The organism is Pseudomonas pudica, assembly GCF_015680405.1.
Taxonomy (GTDB): Bacteria; Pseudomonadota; Gammaproteobacteria; order Pseudomonadales; family Pseudomonadaceae; genus Aquipseudomonas; species Aquipseudomonas pudica.
The window spans coordinates 20,933-40,632 of the sequence record NZ_JADLJS010000035.1 but is presented as its reverse complement, the minus strand read 5'-3'; the positions used below and the strand labels follow the sequence as shown (position 1 = coordinate 40,632).

14 protein-coding genes are annotated in these 19,700 nt (G+C 66.9%); 11 read left to right on the top strand and 3 right to left on the bottom strand.

Annotated features, from left to right (window positions below):
• Positions 1-19: 19 nt before the first annotated feature.
• The 3 genes from tssC to tssA all read right to left on the bottom strand — a co-directional run bounded on the left by tssC (position 20) and on the right by tssA (position 3,153).
• On the bottom strand, positions 20-1,516 hold the full coding sequence (gene tssC / locus IRZ77_RS20515; protein WP_046616246.1) for a type VI secretion system contractile sheath large subunit: 1,497 nt from the start codon (positions 1,514-1,516) through the stop codon (positions 20-22).
• 11 nt (positions 1,517-1,527) lie between these two features.
• Positions 1,528-2,043, bottom strand: a complete 516-nt coding sequence (tssB, locus tag IRZ77_RS20510; protein WP_025340314.1) for a type VI secretion system contractile sheath small subunit — start codon at positions 2,041-2,043, stop codon at positions 1,528-1,530.
• Positions 2,044-2,115: 72 nt separating this feature from the next.
• The gene (gene tssA / locus IRZ77_RS20505) at positions 2,116-3,153 is read right to left on the bottom strand and encodes a type VI secretion system protein TssA (RefSeq protein WP_196174299.1); all 1,038 of its coding nucleotides are present in this window, start codon (positions 3,151-3,153) and stop codon (positions 2,116-2,118) included.
• Positions 3,154-3,548: 395 nt separating this feature from the next.
• Here tssA and tagH point away from each other — a divergent pair, with 395 nt between their 5' ends.
• From tagH to IRZ77_RS20450, 11 genes are read left to right on the top strand one after another with little or no spacing between them, the layout of a single operon-like run.
• A complete protein-coding gene (gene tagH, locus IRZ77_RS20500) occupies positions 3,549-4,913 on the top strand; it encodes a type VI secretion system-associated FHA domain protein TagH (protein ID WP_196174298.1) in 1,365 nt (454 codons plus the stop codon).
• A gap of 39 nt (positions 4,914-4,952) precedes the next feature.
• Positions 4,953-5,450: a type VI secretion system lipoprotein TssJ gene (tssJ, locus tag IRZ77_RS20495; RefSeq protein WP_196174295.1), complete on the top strand. Its 498-nt coding sequence runs from the start codon at positions 4,953-4,955 to the stop codon at positions 5,448-5,450.
• 15 nt (positions 5,451-5,465) lie between these two features.
• A complete protein-coding gene (tssK, locus tag IRZ77_RS20490) occupies positions 5,466-6,800 on the top strand; it encodes a type VI secretion system baseplate subunit TssK (protein WP_046616241.1) in 1,335 nt (444 codons plus the stop codon).
• 6 nt (positions 6,801-6,806) lie between these two features.
• Positions 6,807-8,114, top strand: a complete 1,308-nt coding sequence (locus IRZ77_RS20485; protein ID WP_196174293.1) for a DotU family type VI secretion system protein — start codon at positions 6,807-6,809, stop codon at positions 8,112-8,114.
• On the top strand, positions 8,111-11,620 hold the full coding sequence (gene tssM / locus IRZ77_RS20480) for a type VI secretion system membrane subunit TssM (protein ID WP_196174291.1): 3,510 nt from the start codon (positions 8,111-8,113) through the stop codon (positions 11,618-11,620). Before IRZ77_RS20485 ends, tssM begins: the two co-directional genes overlap by 4 nt.
• Positions 11,617-12,273, top strand: coding sequence for a type VI secretion system-associated protein TagF (tagF, locus tag IRZ77_RS20475; RefSeq protein ID WP_046616238.1), 657 nt, complete (start codon positions 11,617-11,619; stop codon positions 12,271-12,273). Before tssM ends, tagF begins: the two co-directional genes overlap by 4 nt.
• On the top strand, positions 12,270-12,989 hold the full coding sequence (locus IRZ77_RS20470) for a PP2C family protein-serine/threonine phosphatase (RefSeq protein ID WP_046616237.1): 720 nt from the start codon (positions 12,270-12,272) through the stop codon (positions 12,987-12,989). The genes tagF and IRZ77_RS20470 overlap by 4 nt, the downstream gene beginning before the upstream one ends.
• A 14-nt stretch (positions 12,990-13,003) precedes the next feature.
• Positions 13,004-16,003: a serine/threonine-protein kinase gene (locus IRZ77_RS20465; protein ID WP_196174289.1), complete on the top strand. Its 3,000-nt coding sequence runs from the start codon at positions 13,004-13,006 to the stop codon at positions 16,001-16,003.
• Positions 16,003-16,707 (top strand): ATP-binding cassette domain-containing protein, encoded by a 705-nt coding sequence (locus tag IRZ77_RS20460; RefSeq protein ID WP_085600968.1) that lies wholly within the window; start codon positions 16,003-16,005, stop codon positions 16,705-16,707. Before IRZ77_RS20465 ends, IRZ77_RS20460 begins: the two co-directional genes overlap by 1 nt.
• Positions 16,707-17,909, top strand: coding sequence for an ABC transporter permease family protein (locus IRZ77_RS20455; protein ID WP_196174287.1), 1,203 nt, complete (start codon positions 16,707-16,709; stop codon positions 17,907-17,909). The genes IRZ77_RS20460 and IRZ77_RS20455 overlap by 1 nt, the downstream gene beginning before the upstream one ends.
• Positions 17,902-19,698 (top strand): formylglycine-generating enzyme family protein, encoded by a 1,797-nt coding sequence (locus IRZ77_RS20450; RefSeq protein ID WP_046616233.1) that lies wholly within the window; start codon positions 17,902-17,904, stop codon positions 19,696-19,698. Before IRZ77_RS20455 ends, IRZ77_RS20450 begins: the two co-directional genes overlap by 8 nt.
• The last annotated feature ends 2 nt before the right edge of the window (positions 19,699-19,700 follow it).

Genomic DNA, 19,700 nt, shown 5'->3' with positions numbered 1-19,700 from the left:
CAGGCAGCCCCCGGGGCTGTCAGGCCCCTTTGGCCGAAGGCAGCTTCGATACCAGGCGCAGCGACACGGTCAGCCCTTCGAGCTGATAGTGCGGGCGCAGGTAGAAGCGCGAGTTGTAGTAACCCGGGTTGCCTTCGACGTCCTCGACCACAACCTCGGCCGCTGCCAGCGGGTGCTGGGCCTTGGTGGTCTCGGTGGAGTGCGCCGGGTCGCCGTCGACGTAGTTGAGGATCCAGTCCTGCAGCCAGCGCTGCATCTCGTCCTTTTCCTTGAACGAGCCGATCTTGTCGCGAACGATGCACTTGAGGTAGTGAGCGAAGCGGCAGGTGGCGAACAGGTACGGCAGGCGCGCGGCCAGGTTGGCGTTGGCGGTGGCGTCCGGGTCGTCGTACTCGGCCGGCTTCTGCAGCGACTGGGCACCAATGAAGGCAGCGAAGTCGGTGTTCTTCTTGTGCAACAGCGGCATGAACCCGTTCTTGGCCAGTTCCGCTTCGCGGCGGTCGGAAATGGCGATTTCGGTCGGGCACTTCATGTCCACGCCACCGTCGTCGGTGGGGAAAGTGTGCGCCGGCAGGCCCTGTACTTCGCCACCCGACTCAACGCCACGAATGCGCGAGCACCAGCCGTAGTACTTGAACGAGCGGTTGATGTTCACGGCCATGGCATAGGCGGCGTTGGCCCAGGTGTACTTGCTGCTGTCGGCGCCGTCGGTGTCTTCTTCGAAGGCAAACGCCTCGACCGGGTCGGTCTTTGCGCCATAAGGCAGACGCGCCAGGAAGCGCGGCATGGTCAGGCCGATGTAGCGCGAGTCTTCGGACTCACGCAGCGAGCGCCAGCCAGCGTATTCCGGGGTGGTGAAAATCTTGGTCAGGTCGCGCGGGTTGCTCAGTTCCTGCCAGGAGCCCATGCCCATCACGGTCGGCGAAGCGGCGGCAATGAACGGCGCGTGCATCGAGGCGCAGATCTTCGACATCTCGCCCAGCAGCTCGACGTCGGGTGGCGACTGGTCGAAGTAGTAGTCGCCGACCAGGCAGCCATAAGGTTCGCCGCCGAACTGGCCGTACTCTTCTTCGTACAGCTTCTTGAACACCGGGCTCTGGTCCCAGGCGGTGCCCTTGAATTTCTTCAAGGTCTTGTGCAGCTCGGTCTTCGAGACGTTGAGCACGCGGATCTTCAGCTGCTCGTCGCTCTCGGTGTTGTTGACCAGGTAGTGCAGGCCACGCCAGGCGCTTTCCAGCTGCTGGAAGTCGTTGTGATGGATGATCTGGTTGACCTGTGCGGTCAGCTTGGCGTCGATGGCGGCAATGATCTGCTCGATCGAGCCAATGGCATCGTTGGACACCAGGCTGGTCTGCGCCAGGGCCTGCTCGGCCAAGGTACGCACGGCGCTTTCCACCGCTTCCTTGGCACGTTCGGTCTTGGGCTTGAATTCCTGCAGCAGCAGGGCGGCGAACTCGCTCGGGTCCTGGGTGGCAGCTTCCGGCTGGGCCTGGGCGTCGCGCAATGGATCGTTCATGGGCTGTCTCCTCAGGCCTTGGGCTCGTTGTCGACGGGTTTCGGTGCGCTGGCCAGGGCTTGCAGCAGGGCCGGGTCCTTGATGGCCTTGAGGATGATGTCCTCGGCACCGGTCTTGCCGTCCATGTAGGTCAGCAGGTTGGCCAGTTGGGTGCGGGCCTCGAGCAGCTGGTTGAGGGCGTCGACCTTGCGTGCCACGGCGGCCGGGCTGAAGTCGTCCATGCTCTCGAAGGTGATGTCCAGGCTCAGGTTGCCTTCGCCGGTCAGTTCGTTGGGCACGTTGAAGGCCACGCGTGGCTTCATCGCCTTCAGGCGCGAGTCGAAGTTGTCGACGTCGATTTCCAGGAACTTGCGCTCGGCCACCGCTGGCAGCGGCTCGGCCGGCTTGCCGGCAAGGTCCGACAGCACGCCCATGACGAACGGCAACTGGACTTTCTTCTCGGCGCCGTAGAGCTCGACGTCATATTCGATCTGCACCCGCGGCGCACGGTTGCGCGCGATGAATTTCTGGGAGCTGTCTTTCGCCACGTTGTTCCTCCTGGTCGCCGGTACGGCGGCGCTGTTCGTTGCGGGCGTCGGTGTTGATGCGGGCCGAGGACGTCAGTTGTCCTCGGGGCCGCGCAGGTTCTCGAATTGCGACCAGCCATCGGGGATCAGGTCGCGCACAATGGTTGCGAAATCGGCATGGACCAGCTTCTTCGCCCGGTGTAGCAGTACCGGCAGTGGGCTTGATGGTTCGTGGCGGGCGTAGTACTGCAACAGGCGGTCAAGGCTCTGCTGCACGTCTTCGCGGCTGTTGACTTCGCCGGGGCGGGCAGCCGGCCGTGTGCCGGGGCCGGCGCTGGCGGTCGCCTGCTGTTCGTCATCGCGCTCCGCAGCCGGCGTGTCACCGGCTTGCGGGGCAGGGCCCGCACCGTCGGGGCAGTAGTCAGCCAGTACCTGCTGCACCAGGCGCAGCGGCTGGCGCAAGGCTGACAAGTCGATACCGCTGGCCGACCCGACCTGGTCGTTGACTCGGCTCTCGATGGCGTCCACGGCCTCGCGGGCCAGCTGTAGCGCTTCTTGGCATTGCTGCAGCTGCTCGGGGGCGGCATCACGCAGGGCGGCGGCCAGTTCCTCGGCGCTGAGCTGTTCGCTGGCGAAATGCTGAACGCCTGCGGCGTGCAGCGCCGCGCGCAGGGTAACCGGGCCGAAGGCACGCGAGCGCACCAGTACCGCGTCACGCAGCAGCGCGATGTTGGTGTCGCAGGCCAGGCCGGCCAGGGCGTTGACCCGTACCGTGGGGTCATTGTCGTCGGCGGCGTCCAGTTGCGGGTGCAGGTGCAGCCAGTACTCGCCGAGCAGATCGCGGATCAGTTCCAGGCTGGCGGCAAGCCCTGGGAGGCCGTGCAGGGCCAGGTTGGCCTGAAGCAGGAAATGGGTGATGCGCAGGTCTTTGCTGCGTTGCAGCAAGGCCGTGCTTGCCTGCTCGATATCGCGCCACTGCGGTGGCTCGGCAGGCTGGACGGCGTCGCCCATGACGCGCTCGGGGCGGCCCTGGGCGTCACGTTCCAGTTGCAGAAACTCGGCGTCATATTCCAAGTCATCGCCGCAGGGGAAGTCAGCGGAAACAGCGGCGAGCAGCGGCGATGCATTCACCAGAATTCGATCTCCATATCGGCCCTTGGTGAGGGCGTGTTGTTGTGCGAAGTTGCAAATGTGAACTGGCGCACAAACTTTCCAAAGAGTGCCGGGGTGATATCATGGTGATATTATTTTGGCACTTCGAAGTTGCGCATTTATGGTTTATTTATTCGCGCGTGTCAAGGTAAGCTACGCGCCCTCGAGTGCCAGCTGTGAATTCGTTGGCAGTAACCGGGCACCGCTCGTCCGATTCCATTCAGTTAACCTCGGCGTTAGCGTTGAATAGCCGTCGTATGTTCGGTTGCAGGCGTGAAGCCCCGTAAATCAAGGGGTTCAGCCATATTTGAGTGGCTGTTGAAAAATAACTCAAATGGATGGATCGGTGTTTTAAATGGATGCATGGAGGCGTGATGGCACTTTGCCTAACTATCACTAGTTACCACAAGATTACTCCCGGGCAATGCCCGGAGATGCGGCTGGAAACCGGTGCCATCACGCTTGGCCGTGCGGCGGATAATGACTGGGTACTTCCAGACCCCGAGCGGTTGGTATCGGCCCGGCATTGTGTGATCCAGTTCAAGGACGGGCGATATTTTTTGACCGATGACAGTACGAACGGTGTGGAATTAGTTCGTGCTGGTATTCGCTTGCGTCGCGGTAACAGTGAGCCGTTGCTGGATGGCGAAGTTATCCGTATTGGGGAATACGAGATACAGGCGCGCATCGACGCGAACCTGCCCGGCACCCTGGATGGCGAACCCCAGGCACACAGTTTCGAGGCGCTGATGGCCAACCAGGTGGCGGCCCCGGCCATTCCCGCCCCGCCGATTTCCGGTGCGCCGGCTGCGTTCCTGCAAGGCGCTTCGAACCACGACACGCTGCCTGACCTGTTCGACTTCCTTGGCCCCTCGAGTGTGCCGCCGGTCAGCCAGCCCGACCATGTGCCGGCTCAGCAGCACGACTTTCGCCCGCCAACCCCCGTGGCGGTGCCTGCCCCGACCGTCGAACCGGCTGCGCCGGAGATGATCCCGGAAGACTGGAACCTGTTCGGCTCGGCACCGGCACCGGCACCGGCACAGACCCCGACTGCGCCGCCTGCGCCAGCCATTCCGGCAGTGCCTGCACAGCCGGCTGCGAGCGCTCCGGTCGCAGCACCCACCGCTGCGCCTGCGCCAGCTGCAAGCAGCGATGCGTTGCTGCAGGCGTTCCTGCGCGGCGCCGGTGTCGAGCACTTGCGCATCGACGCCGCCGACGCCGCCGCGCAGATGGAGGCTATAGGCCAAAGCTACCGCTTGATGGTGGAGGGCCTGATCGACGTATTGCGTGCACGCAGCAGCCTGAAGGGCGAGTTCCGCATGCAGCAGACCACCATCGCCCCGGTGCAGAACAACCCGCTGAAGTTCGCCCCAAATGCCGACGAGGCGTTGCTGCTGTTGCTGCGTCACGGCAACCAGGCGTTCATGGCGCCGGACCAGGCCGTGCGTGAAAGCTTCGATGATGTGCGCGCCCACCAGCTGGCGGTGATGGCGGGCGTGCAGGCCGCCATCAAACACCTGCTTGCGTGTTTCCAGCCGGCGCGCCTGGAGCAGCGCCTGGCACCTGCGGCTGGGCTGGCCAAGTTGTTCGGTGGCTCGCGCCAGGCCCACTGCTGGCAGCAGTTCACCGAGCTTTACGGGCAGATCTCCCGTGAAGCCGAAGACGATTTCCAGGAACTGTTCGGCCGCGAATTCAGCCGCGCCTACGAGGCCCACAGCAACCGTTTGCAACGTAGTTGAGCGCACCCAGGAAGACCACGGTACGTCAAGAGGACAAGGATGAAAGCAATAAGACTGGTCGCAGCCCTGAGCCTGGTGCTGCTGGCCGCCTGCAGCAAGGACTCGCCGGTTGCCCCCGCTGCCGACAGTGCACCGGACAGCGCCGCCGTGACCCTGTATTTCAGTGCCGCCGAGGGGCTGAACCCAGGCCCTGGCGGCACGCCTGCGCCGGTACGGGTGCGCCTGTACGAGTTGAAGAACAGCGCGGCATTTGCCCGCGCCGACTACTTCGCCCTGGCCGAGCGCGCCCAGGCCACCCTCGGCGCCGACCTGATCGACCAGGACGAAGTGCTGTTGCAACCCGGCGGGCAGTTGCGCGTGGAGCGTCCGCTCGACCCTGCCACTCGCCACATCGGCCTGGTGGTCGGTTACCGCGAGATCGACCAGGCCCAGTGGCGCAGCGTGCTGCCGGTGCCGCCGCGGGACTATCAGATCAGCCTCGATGTGCGTGCCGTGCGCAGCGCCGTGGCCACCCCACAACCTGAACCTGCCCGCTAGGCAATCGGAGTCCCCATGTCCTGGAACAATCGCGTGGTGTGGTCGGAAGGCATGTTCATCACGACCCAGCATTTCCAACAGCATGATCGCTACCTCGAACACTTGGTCGACGCCCGCAACCGGCCGCTGAACGCGGCCGCCTGGGGGTTCTCCGAGCTGCTGCTCGATCAGGGCCTGCTTGCCCAGGGCAAGGTGGCGATTATCAGCGCCCGCGGCTTGCTGCCCGATGGCACGCCGTTCGACATTCCCCGCGACGACCTGCCACCCGCGCCGCTGGAAGTGCCCGACGATCTGCGCGATGGCGTTGTCCACCTGGGGCTGCCACTCAAGCGAGCAGGGGCCCGCGACACCGTCGACGAGGGCGAAGCCCTCGCTGGCGCCCGTTACATCAGCCGAGTCAGCGAAGTGCGTGACGACAACGCGCCGTTCGAGAACCGTGCCCCGCTGGCCCTCGGCAGCCGCGCCCTGCGCCTGCTGCGCAGCGAGGACGGCCTGAGCGACTACGCCGCCCTCGGCATGCTGCGCATCCGCGAAAAGCGCGCCGACCGCGCGCTGGTGGTGGATGACAGCTACATCCCGCCGGTACTCGACGTGGCGGCCAGCCAACAACTGTCCGGTTTCTGCGGCGAGCTGCTGGGCCTGTTGCACCAGCGTGGCGAAGCGCTGGCGGGCAGGGTGGTCGCCTCGGCCAATGGCGGGGCGTCGGAGATTGCCGACTTCATGCTGCTGCAACTGGTCAACCGCGCCCAGCCGCTGGTCGAGCACCTCAACCAGCTGAGCCCGCTGCACCCCGAGCGGCTGTACAGCGAGCTGGTGGCCCTGGCTGGCGAGTTCGCCACCTTCACCCGCGATGGCCGCCGACCGCACAGCTTCCCGGTCTATCAGCACGACGACCTGGCGGCGACCTTCGCGCCAGTGATGGCCGCCTTGCGCGAGGCCCTGTCGACGCTGATCGACAGCAAGGCGGTGGCCATCCCCATCGTCGAGAAGGCTTACGGCATCCACGTTGGCATGCTTGCCGACCGCAGTTTGCTCGACAGCGCCAGTTTCGTCCTGGTGGTGCGTGCCGATGTGCCCAGCGAGACGCTGCGCAGCCGCTTTGGCCAGCAGAGCAAGATCGGCTCGGTGGAGCACATCCGCGACCTGGTCAACCTGCAACTGCCGGGCATCGGCCTGTTGCCGTTGCCGGTGGCGCCCCGCCAGATCCCGTTCCATGCCGGTTCCACCTACTTCGAGCTCGACCGCGGCAGCGAGCATTGGAAGCAGTTGCAACACTCCGGTGGCTTTGCCTTCTACGTCGCCGGCGAGTTCCCCGGCCTGAGCCTGGCCTTCTGGGCCATTCGAGGATAACCCGTGATGCACCCGGACGATCCGCAGGCCAACGACCGTACCCAGTTCATGCCGCGCCCCGGTGGCCGTGCTGCCCCGCAACCCGCCGCGCCAGCGCCGCAGCCGACACCGTTGCAGGTACCGGCCGAGCCCCTGGCGCCTGGCCAGGGCGTGGGTCTCAACCCACTCGAGCAGGCGGCCGGGCCGTTGCTGGCCTTGCTTACCCGCCTGCGCAACACCATCGCTCATTCGGCGCCGGCCAGCCTGCGAGCGCAGTTGCTGGCGTATCTGCGCCAGTTCGAGACCCGTGCCGAAGCCGCCGGGGTGGTGCGCAACGAAGTGCTGCTGGCGCGCTATGCGCTGTGCACCGCGCTGGACGAGGCGGTGCTCAGCACGCCGTGGGGCAGTGCCAGCGACTGGAGCCGCCAGAGCTTGCTGATCACGGTGCACAACGAGGCCTGGGGCGGTGAGAAGGTGTTCCAGCTGATGGAGCATTGCCTGCAGAGCCCGCGCGAACGCCTCAACCTGCTGGAGCTGTTGTACCTGTGTACCAGCCTAGGCTTCGAGGGCCGCTACCGGGTCATGAACGATGGCCGCGCCCAGCTCGAAGCGCTGCGCGAGCGCACCGCTGCGGCAATTCGCAGCGCCCGTGGCGAGCGTGAGCGCGAACTCTCGCCACACTGGCGTGGGGTGGCCGTCAGCCGTGACCGCCTGGCCCAGTTCGTGCCGCCATGGGTGGGCCTGGCGGTGGCCGTGGCATTGCTGTTGCTGCTGCTGTTCGGCCTGCGCCTGAAGCTGGCCGCCGATGCCGAGCCGGTGTTCCGGGGTATCCACGCACTGGGCGAAATCCCGGTACAAGCCATGGACCGCCCGGTGCTGCAGCCCAAGCCAGTTGAGCGCCCGCGCCTGGCCGGGTTCCTCGCCGATGACATCAAGGCCGGCCGGGTTTCCGTCGAAGACGCGGTCGACCGTTCGGTGGTGACCATTCGCGGCGACGAGCTGTTCGCCAGCGCCAGCGCCAGCATCAAGGGCGATTTCCAGCCGCTGATGCTGCGCATCGCCGAGGCTGTGGCCAAGGTCAAGGGCAATGTTCGGGTCACCGGGCACAGCGACAACCAGCGCATCGCGACGTTGCGCTTCCCATCCAACTGGGCGTTGTCCCAGGCGCGCGCCGAAGAAGTCAAGGGCATCCTCGCCGCGCGCACCGGGCAACCCGAGCGCTTCAGCGCGCAAGGGCTGAGCGACACCGAACCCCTGGCGTCGAACGACACCGCGCAGGGCCGGGCGAAGAATCGCCGGGTTGAAATCACCGTTCTGGCGGAGGGCGTCGAGTGAAGGCGTTTTTCAGTTTTGTCATTCGCTGGGTTATCCCGCTGCTGGGCCTGATCGCCCTGAGCCTGATCATCTGGTTCGTCGGGCCATTGCTGGACATGCTGGCGTCGCCCACGCCACGCTGGCTGCTGATCGTCCTGTTGTTCGCCCTGTGGGGCGGCTACCGCGCCTGGCGCATCGTGCAGGCGCGCCGGCAGGCGGCCAAGGTCATGCAGAGCCTGGCCGCAGAAACCGCCCCGGACCCTGCCAGCGTGGCCACCACCGAAGAGCTGGCGGCGCTGCGCCAGCGCATGGACGAGGCCCTGGCCCTGTTGAAGAAGGCCCGCCTGGGCGGTGACGAGCGTCGCAACCTTTACGAGCTGCCGTGGTACGTGATCATCGGCCCGCCCGGCTCGGGCAAGACCACCGCGCTGGTCAACTCCGGCCTGCACTTCCCGCTGGCGGCGCAACTGGGTGAGGGCGCCATCCGCGGTGTGGGCGGCACGCGCAACTGCGACTGGTGGTTCACCGACCAGGCGGTGCTGCTCGACACTGCCGGCCGCTACACCACCCAGGACAGCCACGCCCAGGTCGACAAGGCGGCCTGGCTGGGTTTTCTCGACCTGCTCAAGACCCAGCGCTCACGCCGCCCCATCGACGGTGCATTCATCGCCATCAGCCTGTCCGACCTGCTGCTGGGCAGCGACGCCGAGCGCGCCGCCCACGCCGTGGCGATCCGTGCGCGCATCCAGGAGCTGTACAGCCAGCTGGGCGTGCGCTTCCCGGTGTACCTGATGCTGACCAAGCTCGACCTGGTGCCGGGCTTCATGGAGTTCTTCGACAACCTGGGCAAGGACGAGCGTGCCCAGGTATGGGGCATGACCTTCCCGCTGGATACCCTCGAGCAGGGCGCTGACGGCCCGTTGGCGCAGTTCGACAACGAGTTCGCATTGCTCGAACGGCGGCTCGGCGAGCGCCTGGTCGAGCGCCTGCAACAGGAACGCGACCCGGCCCGACGCGACCTTATCTACGGTTTCGTGCAACAGTTCGCCGCCTTGCGTGGCAACCTCCACGCTTTCCTCGACGGCATCTTCAAGCCCAACGCCTTCGAGGCGCGGGCGTTGCTGCGCGGTGTGTATTTCACCAGCGGTACCCAGGAAGGCAGCCCCATCGACCGACTGATCGGCAGCATGGCCCAGAGCATGGGCCTTGACCGTGCGCACCTGGCACGCCAGAGCGGTAGCGGGCGCAGCTATTTCATCGAGCGGCTGTTCACTGCCGTGGCCTTCGCCGAGCGCGGCCTGGTCGGCAGCAACCCCAAGGTGGAGCGGCGGCGCCGTTGGATCGCCCGTGGTGCGCTGGCCCTGAGCGTAGCCCTGGTGCTGCTGGTCGGGACCTTGTGGGCCCTCAGTTACCGGGCCAACCAGCAATACATCACCGAGGTCGACAGCCGCCTTCAGCCACTGGGCAAAAGCGTGCAAGGCCTCAGCCCTGCGCAGCGCAACGTGGTCGACGTGCTGCCGCTGCTCAACGCCGTCCGCCACTTGGCCGACAACCCTCCCAGCTGGGCCGAGGGCCTGGGCCTGTATCAGGGCGACATGCTCGAAAGCGAATCGCAGAGCCTGTACCGCAAGCTGCTGATCGCCATTTTCGCCCCTCGCCTGGTCACCCGTATCGAGGAACAGCTGTATGCCGGGGGGCCGTCCGACTACCTCTACGAAGGGCTCAAGGCCTACCTGATGCTCGCCGATGCCGAGCATTACGACCCAGACTTCATCAAGGCCTGGATCACCCTCGACTGGGAGCGCCAGTTACCCCGCGACCTTGCGCCTGACCTGCGTCAAGCCCTGGGGCAGCACCTGGCGGCGCTGTTCGAGAAACGTCCGCCGAACGCACGCCTGGACCAGCGCCTGATCGACGACACCCGTCGCCAGCTGCAGCAGTTGCCGGTGGCCCAGCGTGTTTACGACCGGGTCAAGCGCCAGAAGCTGCCAGGCGGGGTCGAAGACTTCCGCGTCAGCGACGCCGCCGGGCGTGATGCCGCCCTGGTGTTTCGCTTCAAGAGCGGCAAGCCGCTGAGCGAGCCGCTGCCCGGGCTGTTCACCGTTCAGGGCTACCGGCAGGCATTTCTCGCCGCCAGCCTGGCGCAGAGCACCACGCTGGCCGAGGAGCGCTGGGTGCTGGGCCGCACGCCGGGCGAAGCGGGCGATGCCAAACGCCTGGCCGATGATGTGCAACAACTCTACTACCAGGATTACATTCGTCACTGGGATGCCCTGCTCGACGACCTGGATGTCGTGCCTGTCACCAGCGTTGGCCAAGCCGCCGATGTGCTGCGGGTGCTGTCCGGGCCGACCTCGCCGCTGAAGCAGCTGCTGCAGGCGGTGGCCCGTGAAACCAACCTGGCGCAGCCGACCACGCTCGACAAGGTCCAGGACAAGGCCGAGCAGGCCGGTGTCGACCAGTTGCGCCAGCGCCTTGGCGGTCTGCTTGGCGACGCGCCGCTACCCGTTGACAGCCCAGCAGCCCGTACGCAGGACCCGGTGACCGCGCACTTCGCCGAACTGGCCGCGCTGGTTGGCAGCGGCGAAGGCCAGCCCGCCGCCATCGACGGCTTGCTCACCGACCTCAATGCGCTGTACGTGCAGGTCAGCGCCATGGTCGGTGCCAGCGGCGATGCCTTGCTCGGCGAAGCCAAGAACCAGGCCCAGGCTGCGGCGCAACGGGTAGCCCTGGGTGCTGCGCGCCAGCCCAGGGTGGTGCAGAACCTGGTCAGTTCGGTACTCGGCTCGACCCATGGCATCGTCATGGGCGGGGTGCGTAACCAGCTCAATGCCGCCTGGGCCAGCGAAGTGCTGAATGTCTACCGCCAGTCGCTCAGCGGCCGCTACCCGCTGGTGGCCGGCAGTTCGCGTGACGCCACCCTGGAAGACTTCGGCCAGTTCTTCGGGGTCGGCGGGGTGATGGACAACTACTTCCGCAAGTACCTGCAGCCCTACGTCAATACTTCCAGCACGCCCTGGAGCTGGCAGCCGGGCGCTGCGCAGAAACTCGGGATCAGCGGCAATGTGCTGTACACCTTCCAGCGCGCGGCGACCATCCGCGATGCGTTCTTCCGCAGCGGTAACGGCCTGCAGCCAAGCGTGCGTTTCGAGCTCAAGCCGGTGGCGATGGACGCCAGCATCACCCAGTTCCTGCTCGATCTGGACGGTCAGCAGGTCAGCTACGACCACGGCCCGAGCCGCCCGGTGGCGTTGCAGTGGCCCAACCCGAACAGCATCGGCGTGGTTCGCCTGTCGATCGCGCCGCCATCGGCCAGTGGCCGTTCGGGGCTGACCGTGGAGGGCCCATGGGCGTGGTTCCGCCTGCTCGACCAGGCCGACCTGGTGGCTGGCAGCTCGCCGGAGCGTTTCAACCTGCGTTTGCGCGTGGATGGCGCCAGCGTGTCGTACGAGCTGCGTGCCAGCAGCGCTTTCAACCCGTTCCGCAGCCGAGTGGTCAGCGGTTTCAGCCTGCCGGAGCATCTGTGAACGACGTGGGTTTCTACGGAAAACTGGCCTGCCGCGGCGACTTCGTCAGCCGTGGCTTGCCGCAGACCTTCATCCAGCCCTGGGACCAGTGGCTGGCCGCCGGTATCCAGGCCAGCCAGCAGGCGCTTGGCGAGGCCTGGCTGCAGGCCTACCTGGTCAGCCCGTTGTGGCGCTTTGCCCTGGCGCCTGGTGTGTGTGGCCCGGATGCGGTGGTTGGCGTGCTGATGCCGAGCATTGACCGGGTGGGGCGGTATTTTCCGCTGAGCGTGGCGCAGGTGCTGGAGCCCGGGGTGGCGATCGCAGGCATCGTTGGCGGGGCCGATGAGTGGTTCGAAGGTGTCGAGGCGGCGTTGCTGGGCACGCTTGAAGCGGATGCAGCCTTCGAGCACTTCGAGGCAGCCTTGCAGCCTTTCGACCAACCCCGGCCGCTGCTGCAGGGGGCACGTGTGGCCGTGGGCGGGTTGCAGCGGCTGGACGGCATCACACCGCAGGGCAGGGCGTTGGCACTGGCCGAATGCGCCTGCGAGGGCATGAGCCTGTGGTGGGGGCTGGGCAGCGAGCGGATCGCACCTGGCCTGCTGCGTAGCCAGGGCCTGCCGCGCAGCGACCAGTTCGCCGCGTTCCTGCTAGGCAGCGAGGCAATACCAGCATGAGCCGGGTGCACTACAGCGCGGCCAGCTACAGCCATGTAGGCATGGTCCGCAAGATCAACGAAGACGCCTGCCTGGAGCTGACCTGGGATGGCCTGTGGGCCGTTGCCGACGGCATGGGTGGGCATGCCGCCGGTGACTATGTGAGCAGCCTGGCCGTGGACAGCCTGCGCCAGTTGCCGCTCGTCGATGGGCTGGAGGATTTCACCCAGGCCCTGCGTGACACCCTGGCACGGGTAAACCGCGCCGTGCGCGAGGAGACCTTGCGCCGGGGCGTGGCGATGATGGGCAGCACGGTGGTGGTCCTGGCGGCCCGTGGGGACCGCGCCGTAGGCCTGTGGGCCGGGGACAGCCGGCTGTATCGGCTGCGCGATGGCTGCATCGAGCGACTGTCGCATGACCACAGCTACGTCCAGGAACTGCAGGACAGCGGCCTGCTCAACGAGGCCGAAGCCCGCGTGCACCCGCGCGGCAACATCGTCACCCGCGCCATCGGCGTCGAGGACCAGCTTGAGCTGCAGGCGGTGGATGTGCAGGTAAAGCCCGGCGACACCTATCTGCTGTGCAGCGACGGCTTGAACAAGACCGCCGAAGACCACGAGATCGCCGACGTGCTCGGCCACGCCGACCCCTATCAAGTGGTTCGCAGCCTGGTGCACCTGGGGCTGACCCGTGGCGCCCCTGACAACATCACCGCCGTGGTGGTGAAGGCGAATTGAAGAGCACACCGAACATGCAGATTCCCGGATTCGACATCGACAGCGAGATTGGCCAGGGCGCCATGGCCAGTGTCTATCTGGCCACCCAGCGCTCGCTGCAGCGCAAGGTGGCGCTGAAGGTGATGGCCGCGAGCCTTGCCGCCGACCCCACCTTCTGCGAGCGCTTCCTGCGCGAAGGGCGCACCTTGGCGCGGCTGGCGCACCCGCACATCGCCACCATCCATGACATCGGCAACGTCGGCGAGCTGTACTACATGGCCATGGAGTACCTGCCCAGCGGCACCCTCAAGGAGCGCATCGCCGCCGGGCTTGCCCCCGAGCAGGGCTTGCTGTACGTGCGGCAGATCGCCCAGGCGCTGGGTTATGCCCACGGCCAGGGGCTGGTGCACCGCGACGTGAAACCGGCCAACATCCTGTTCCGCGCCGACGGCACGGCAGTGCTCTCGGACTTCGGCATCGCCAAGTCGCTGGATGACCGCACCCAGTTCACCCAGGCTGGCTTCGCCGTCGGCACCCCGAGCTACATGAGCCCGGAGCAGGCGCGGGGCATGGACATCGACGGCCGCGCCGACCTGTATGCGCTTGGGGTGGTGCTGTACGAGATCCTTGTCGGCGAGCTGCCCTACCGTGGCACCGATGCGTTGTCGACCGCACTGGCCCACCTGACCGAGCCCCTGCCGGAGCTGCCCATCGAGCACGGGCGCTACCAGGACATCCTGCGCAAGCTGCTGGCCAAGGACCCCGATCAACGCTTTGCCGATGCCGACGCGTTGCTGGCTGCACTCGACCGCTTGCCTGCCGATGACCAGGACACCACGGTGATCCGGCCTTTGCCGGCCGCGATGCCGGGCAAGGCCGACCTTGGCGGGCTGACGCCGGTATCCATCGATATTCCGCAGGTCGCGGTCGAGCCGGTCGCCTCACCCGCGCCTGCAACGCAGCCGTCGCGGTCCGGGCCTGCTGCGCCGCCGAAACCAGCCTCGGGCATGCCGGCCAAGGCCTTGCTGGCCGTGGCCATCGCCGCGGCGCTGGGCCTGGGCGCGACCTTATTCTGGTTGCGCAGTGACAGCGACCAACCGGCTGCGCAGCCACCGGTGGTGCAAACCGCGAGCGACCCGCTTACGGCAACCACTCCGCCGCCAGCTGCCAGCGAAGACGGCCGGCCTTTGCTGATGCCGGGCAAGAAAACCCTGTTCCAACGCGTGCTGACCAAGCCCGAAGCGCAATTGCGGGCACTGCCCGGTGACAGCGCGGGTGAGCCACTGCCGGCGTTCTCGGTACTGTACGTGTACCAGCGCAAGGACATCGATGGCCAGCCATGGCTGGAAGTGGGCGCCTCCAGCAGCGGCCAGCGCGACGGCTGGTTGCCGGCTGCACAGACCAGCGACTGGAAGCAAAGCCTGGTACTGAAGTTCACCGAGCGTTCCGGCCGTTCACCGGTGATGTTCATGCGCCAGGCCGACGACCTGCAGCAGCTGCTCGATGACACCGGCAAGGCCCGTGCCGACCTGCTCAAGGCGCAGAACGAGCCCGATCAGGTGCCTCAGGTGCTGGCCCTGGAGCCGGCCGCCAGCGCGGTGCCGCAGAACCAGTTCTACCTGATGCCGATCTTCGACTACCGCGAAAGCTTCGGCGCCGACGGCCAGCCGGTGCAGTTGCTCAACGTCGCCTCCATCGACCCCGGCAGCAGCGTTCGCGGCCAGGCGGCCACGGCTGCTGGTGCGGCCGTGGCGACGGACAACCGCTTCCGTACCGGCATCGTCCTGGTGGTCGACACGTCCGTGTCGATGCAACCCTACATCGACCGCGTGCGCCAGGTGGTCAGCGAACTGCAGGCGCAACTGGCTGCGCAGGGCGAGCTGGACAACGTCAGCTTCGGCCTGGTGGGCTTTCGCAACAGCGTCAAGCGCACCCCGGGCCTGGACTACCTGAGCAAGACCCTGGTCAGCCTGGAGGAGGGCCGCGATCCGGCGCGCTTCCTCAAGGCTGCCGCGCAGGTCAAAGCCACCAGCGTCTCCAGCCATTCGTTCAACGAAGATGCCTTTGCCGGCGTGATGCAGGCCGTGGAGGGCATGGACTGGTCGGGCTATGGCGGGCGCATCGTCCTGCTGGTCAGCGATGCCGGTGCCCTGCGCAAGAACGACCCTTACAGCAGCACACAGATGAACGAGGCCGAGGTTCGCCAGGCTGCGTTGAGCAAGCAGATCAGGATCTACGCCCTGCACCTGCGTACCCCGGCCGGCGCGAAAAACCATGGCGCTGCGGAAAGCCAGTACCGCGTACTCACTGCCGACAGCAACCCACAGATCGGTGACCTGTACGTGGGGGTGCCGGGCGGCGATGTGGGCGCCTTTGGCGAGCGCGTGCGCGAGATCGGCTCGACGTTCGCCGAACTGGTGCACCAGGTGCGTGAACAACAGCCACAGCCGTTGCCCCAATTGGGTTCGGGCGCGAGCCTGGCGGCGAAGTCCCAGGCAATCGGTTATGCCATGCACATGGACTTCCTCGGCCGTAACGGCGCCAGCCAGGCGCCGCAACTGGTCAGCGCCTGGGCCGCCGACCATGACCTGGCCAACCCGGCGTTGCCGAGCCTGCAGGTGTGCGTGATGCTGACCAAGCTGCAACTCAATGACCTGCAGCAGTCGCTGAAGCTGATCGTCGACGCCGCGCGCAAGACCCGCAGTTCGCCGGGTGATTTCTTCAACGAGATCGCCAGCGCGAGCGCCTACATGAGCCGCGACCCGGGCGCCCTGCGCAAGGGCGCAAACCTGGCCCAGGGCGGGGTACTGGGCGAATACCTCGAAGGCCTGCCGTACCGCAGCAAGTCCCTGAGCATGACCGAGGACCTGTGGCTGTCGCTGTCGGTGGCCGAACAGGAGGATTTCATCGACGAACTGGACTCGAAGATCCGCCTGTACGAAACCTTCCACAACGACATGGCCAACTGGGTGCGCTTCGGCAAGGCCGAGCCGGGCGATGCCCTGTACCGTGTACCGCTGTCGACGTTGCCGTGATGATCAGCCTGCACGCGGTGCGCAAGACGCGCGGCCAGGGGGCCCAGCGCTACAGCCTGCAGATCGACCGGCTGCAGCTGGCTGCAGGGGCACGGGTGGCGCTGGTCGGCCCCAGCGGCTGCGGCAAGAGTACCTTGCTCGACCTGCTGGCGCTGGTGCTGGCGCCGGATGCCGCCGAGGGCTTCGTCTTCGCCGGCACCGATGTGGCTGGCCTGTGGCGCCAGCGCCGCCTCGATCAGTTGGCGGCGCTGCGCAGCCGCCAGCTGGGCTATGTGCTGCAGGCCGGTGGGTTGCTCGGTTTCCTCGATGTGCGTGGCAATATCCGCCTGCCACGGCAGCTGTTGGGGCTGGGCGAGGACGGCAGCGTCGAACGCCTGGCCGAGGCGCTGGATGTGCATGACCAGCTGGCCAAGAAGCCCGCCGCGTTGTCGCTGGGGCAACGTCAGCGGGTCAGCTGCGCCCGGGCCCTGGCGCATGCGCCGGCCTTGTTGCTGGCCGACGAGCCTACCGCTGCGCTGGACCCGGTGAACGCCGAGCGGGTCATGCAGTTGCTGCTGCGCGAAGCACAGGCGCGCCAGGTGACCTGCGTGCTCGCCACCCATGACGAAGCGCTGGCACGCCGGGCCGGGTTGAGCGTGCTGCGCATGGCCTGCCGGCGCGATGCCGACGGCGGCGTCACCGCCACCTTGGCGCAGGCCGTCTGATGCGCCCGTGGCTGATCGCCGGCCTGGCCTGGCAGGACTACCGCAACGATGCGCGGCTGTCGGCGTGCAGCGTGCTGGCGCTGGTCGCGGTGATCGCGCCGTTGCTGGTGCTGTTCGGGCTCAAGTTCGGCCTGGTCGGCAGCCTGACCGAGCGCCTGCAACGCGACCCGAGCGTACGCGAGATCATTCCCTTGGGCGGTGGCCGTTTCCGTGCCGATTTCATCGATGCCCTGGGGCAGCGCCCGGACGTCGCTTTCGCCATCGCGCGGACCCGGCAGATCGCCGCCACTGCAGAGCTGCTGCTGCCTGCCAAGGGGCGTGCGGTAACCGTCGAGATGCTGCCGACCGCTGCCGGTGACCCCTTGTTGCAACAGGTGCCACCGCCGCAGGGCTTGCAGCAGGTGGTACTGAGCTTTACCGCTGCCGAGAAGCTCGGTGCCGCTGCCGGTGATGAGCTGCAGGCCAGCTTCAGCCGGCAGCAGGCCGGCCAGGTGCAATGGCGCCAGACGCGCCTGCAGGTAGCCGCCGTGCTGCCGTTGACGGCGTTCGAGCGCGATGGCCTGTTTGCTTCCCTGGCCCTGCTCGAAGCGGTCGAAGACTACCGCGACGGGCGCGGCGTGCCGGCGCTGGGCTGGCCGGGTGAGGGCCCAGGCACTGATGCGCAGCGGATATACCCGGCGTTTCGCCTGTATGCCCGTGGGCTGGCTGATGTCGAGACGCTGCGCACCTATTTTGCCGAACGCAGGTGGCTGGTATCGACCCAGGCTGCGCAGATCGCCCAGGTGCAGGCCCTGAGCCGCAACCTGGACCTGCTGTTCTGGATCATCACCAGCCTGGCCGTGGCCGGTGCCGTGGCAGCCGTCGCCGCTGGCGCGGTGGCGGCGGTACAGCGCAAGCAGCGTGAGCTGGCGGTGCTGCGCCTGCTGGGGTTCGGCACGGCCGCGCTGCTGCTGTTCGTGGTGCTGCAGGCGCTGTACAGCGGCGTGCTGGCGGCCGCAGTTGCCGCCGCTCTGTACCTGCTGGCCGAGCAGGGCCTTAACCGGATCTTCACGCAGGTGCCAGGCGAATACGCCAGCCATCTGTTGCCCATGCATTACTTCGTTGCGTTGTCTGCGGTGCTGCTGGCCAGCACAGCCGCTGCTGCCCTGGGCGGCTGGCGGGTGACGCGCATCGATGCCAGTCAAGGAATCCGTGATGTCTGAACTTCGCTTGGGGGCTGCGGCCCTGCTTCTGACAACGCTGGGCCTGGCGGCCTGTTCGCCGGGTACCGACGAGCCGCCTGCCAAGTCGGCCAAGCCGGCCAACGCCGCTGCCGCCAGCGCCCCGGCACAGCCGGTCGACACCAGCAAGCTGGACAACCCCAAGCCTTTGCCAGGCGACGTCAGCCTGCCGCTGCCATGCGGCGGCGAACTGGTGCTGCGTAGCGTCTATGTGCTGGCCCAGGGCAGCCTGGACGACCGCGAGGTCAACCTCGGCTACCCGTTCAGCGAGGGTGAGGCCGGCTACCAGCAGTCGTTCATTTCCGGTTATCGGCGTGACTTCATCAATGGCCAGTTCAGCCTCCAGGACCTTTCGCCCGCCTGGCAGAAGGCCGTCGCCCCCAACCTGCCCGAACTCGACCAGGCTGGCCCGCTCAAGCCGATGATGTATTTCATTGGCAAGTACGAGGTCAGCGCCCGGCAGTACGCCCAAGTGATGGCTCAGGCCCAGTCGCTGGCCAGCGGCGAGGCGCCGCCGGCCTGCCAGCCCGATACCACGGCAGCCGGGCGCCTGCCCAAGGTCAAGCTGTCGCGCTTCGAGGCCGAGCGCTTTGCCGCGGTGTATAGCGCCTGGTTGCTCAAGCATCACCGCGACCTGCTGCCGGTCAGTGGCCGGGGCAGCAAGGCCGAGGACGGCGGGGTCGGTTTCGTGCGCCTGCCCACTGAAGTGGAGTGGGAGTTCGCTGCCCGTGGTGGCTCTGCGGTCAGCCGACAGGAGCTGGAAGGGCGGCTGTTCCCGCGCAAGGTCCAGGGCAGTGACAGCGACGGGCCGCTTGGCGACTGGGCGGTGTTCAACCAGGTGGCTGGCGGCACCGGGCAGGCCGCACGCCTGATGCCGATCGGTACCCGGCTGCCGAACCCGCTGGGGCTGTTCGATGTGATCGGCAATGCTGCCGAAATGGTTCAGGAGTCGTTCCAGCTGGTGCATGCCGGCCGCTTGCAAGGCGCCTATGGCGGCTTTGTGGTCAAGGGCGGCAACTACCTGGAAGGCGAGGGCACGCTGTTTACCGGCATGCGCCGCGAGTACCCGCTGTTCGGCGCTGACGGTACCGAGCAGCGCAACGAGACCACGGGCTTCCGGGTGGCCATCGGCGCCCTGTCGGCGCCCCGTTCGCGTTACCAGGAGCTGTTCGAGCAGTGGCAGAAGGAAGGGCGCCTGGCCAGCCTGACCGACGATATCGATGCCGTACAGGACCCGACCAAGCGCCTGGACAGCATCATCGCCGCCACCGCCGACCCGCGCCAGCAGGCCGAGCTGGGGCTGGTCAACGAAGAACTCAAGCGCAGCGTTTCGCTGATCGGCCGCCAGCGCGAAGAAGCTGCCGGCAACCTTATCCAGTCCGCCGCGCTGGTGGCCGAGACCATCAACAACTACAACATTCGCCTGACCAACCTGCGCAACACCCAGGCCGAGGCGAAGGCGCGTGGCGACCAGACCACCGTGAGCATGTATGCCGCAGCCATCGCCAACGGCCGCGCCGCCCTCGATGGCGCCGTGGCGATCTACATCGACAACCTGGCCAGTGGTACGCGCTACACCGACGCGGTGATCCAGGCGCAGTTCCAGCGGGTAAAGGAAGAACTCAACCGCAAGCCGGTCCTGGGCAAGAGCCTGGTAAGCCGCGCGACCCTGTTCGTTCGCCACGTTGGGGAGTACCGCCAGAACCGGCGGGCCGACCCGGCGACGATCCTCAAGGAGCTCCTGGCATCGGCCGCCGCGCGGCCTTCGTAGTG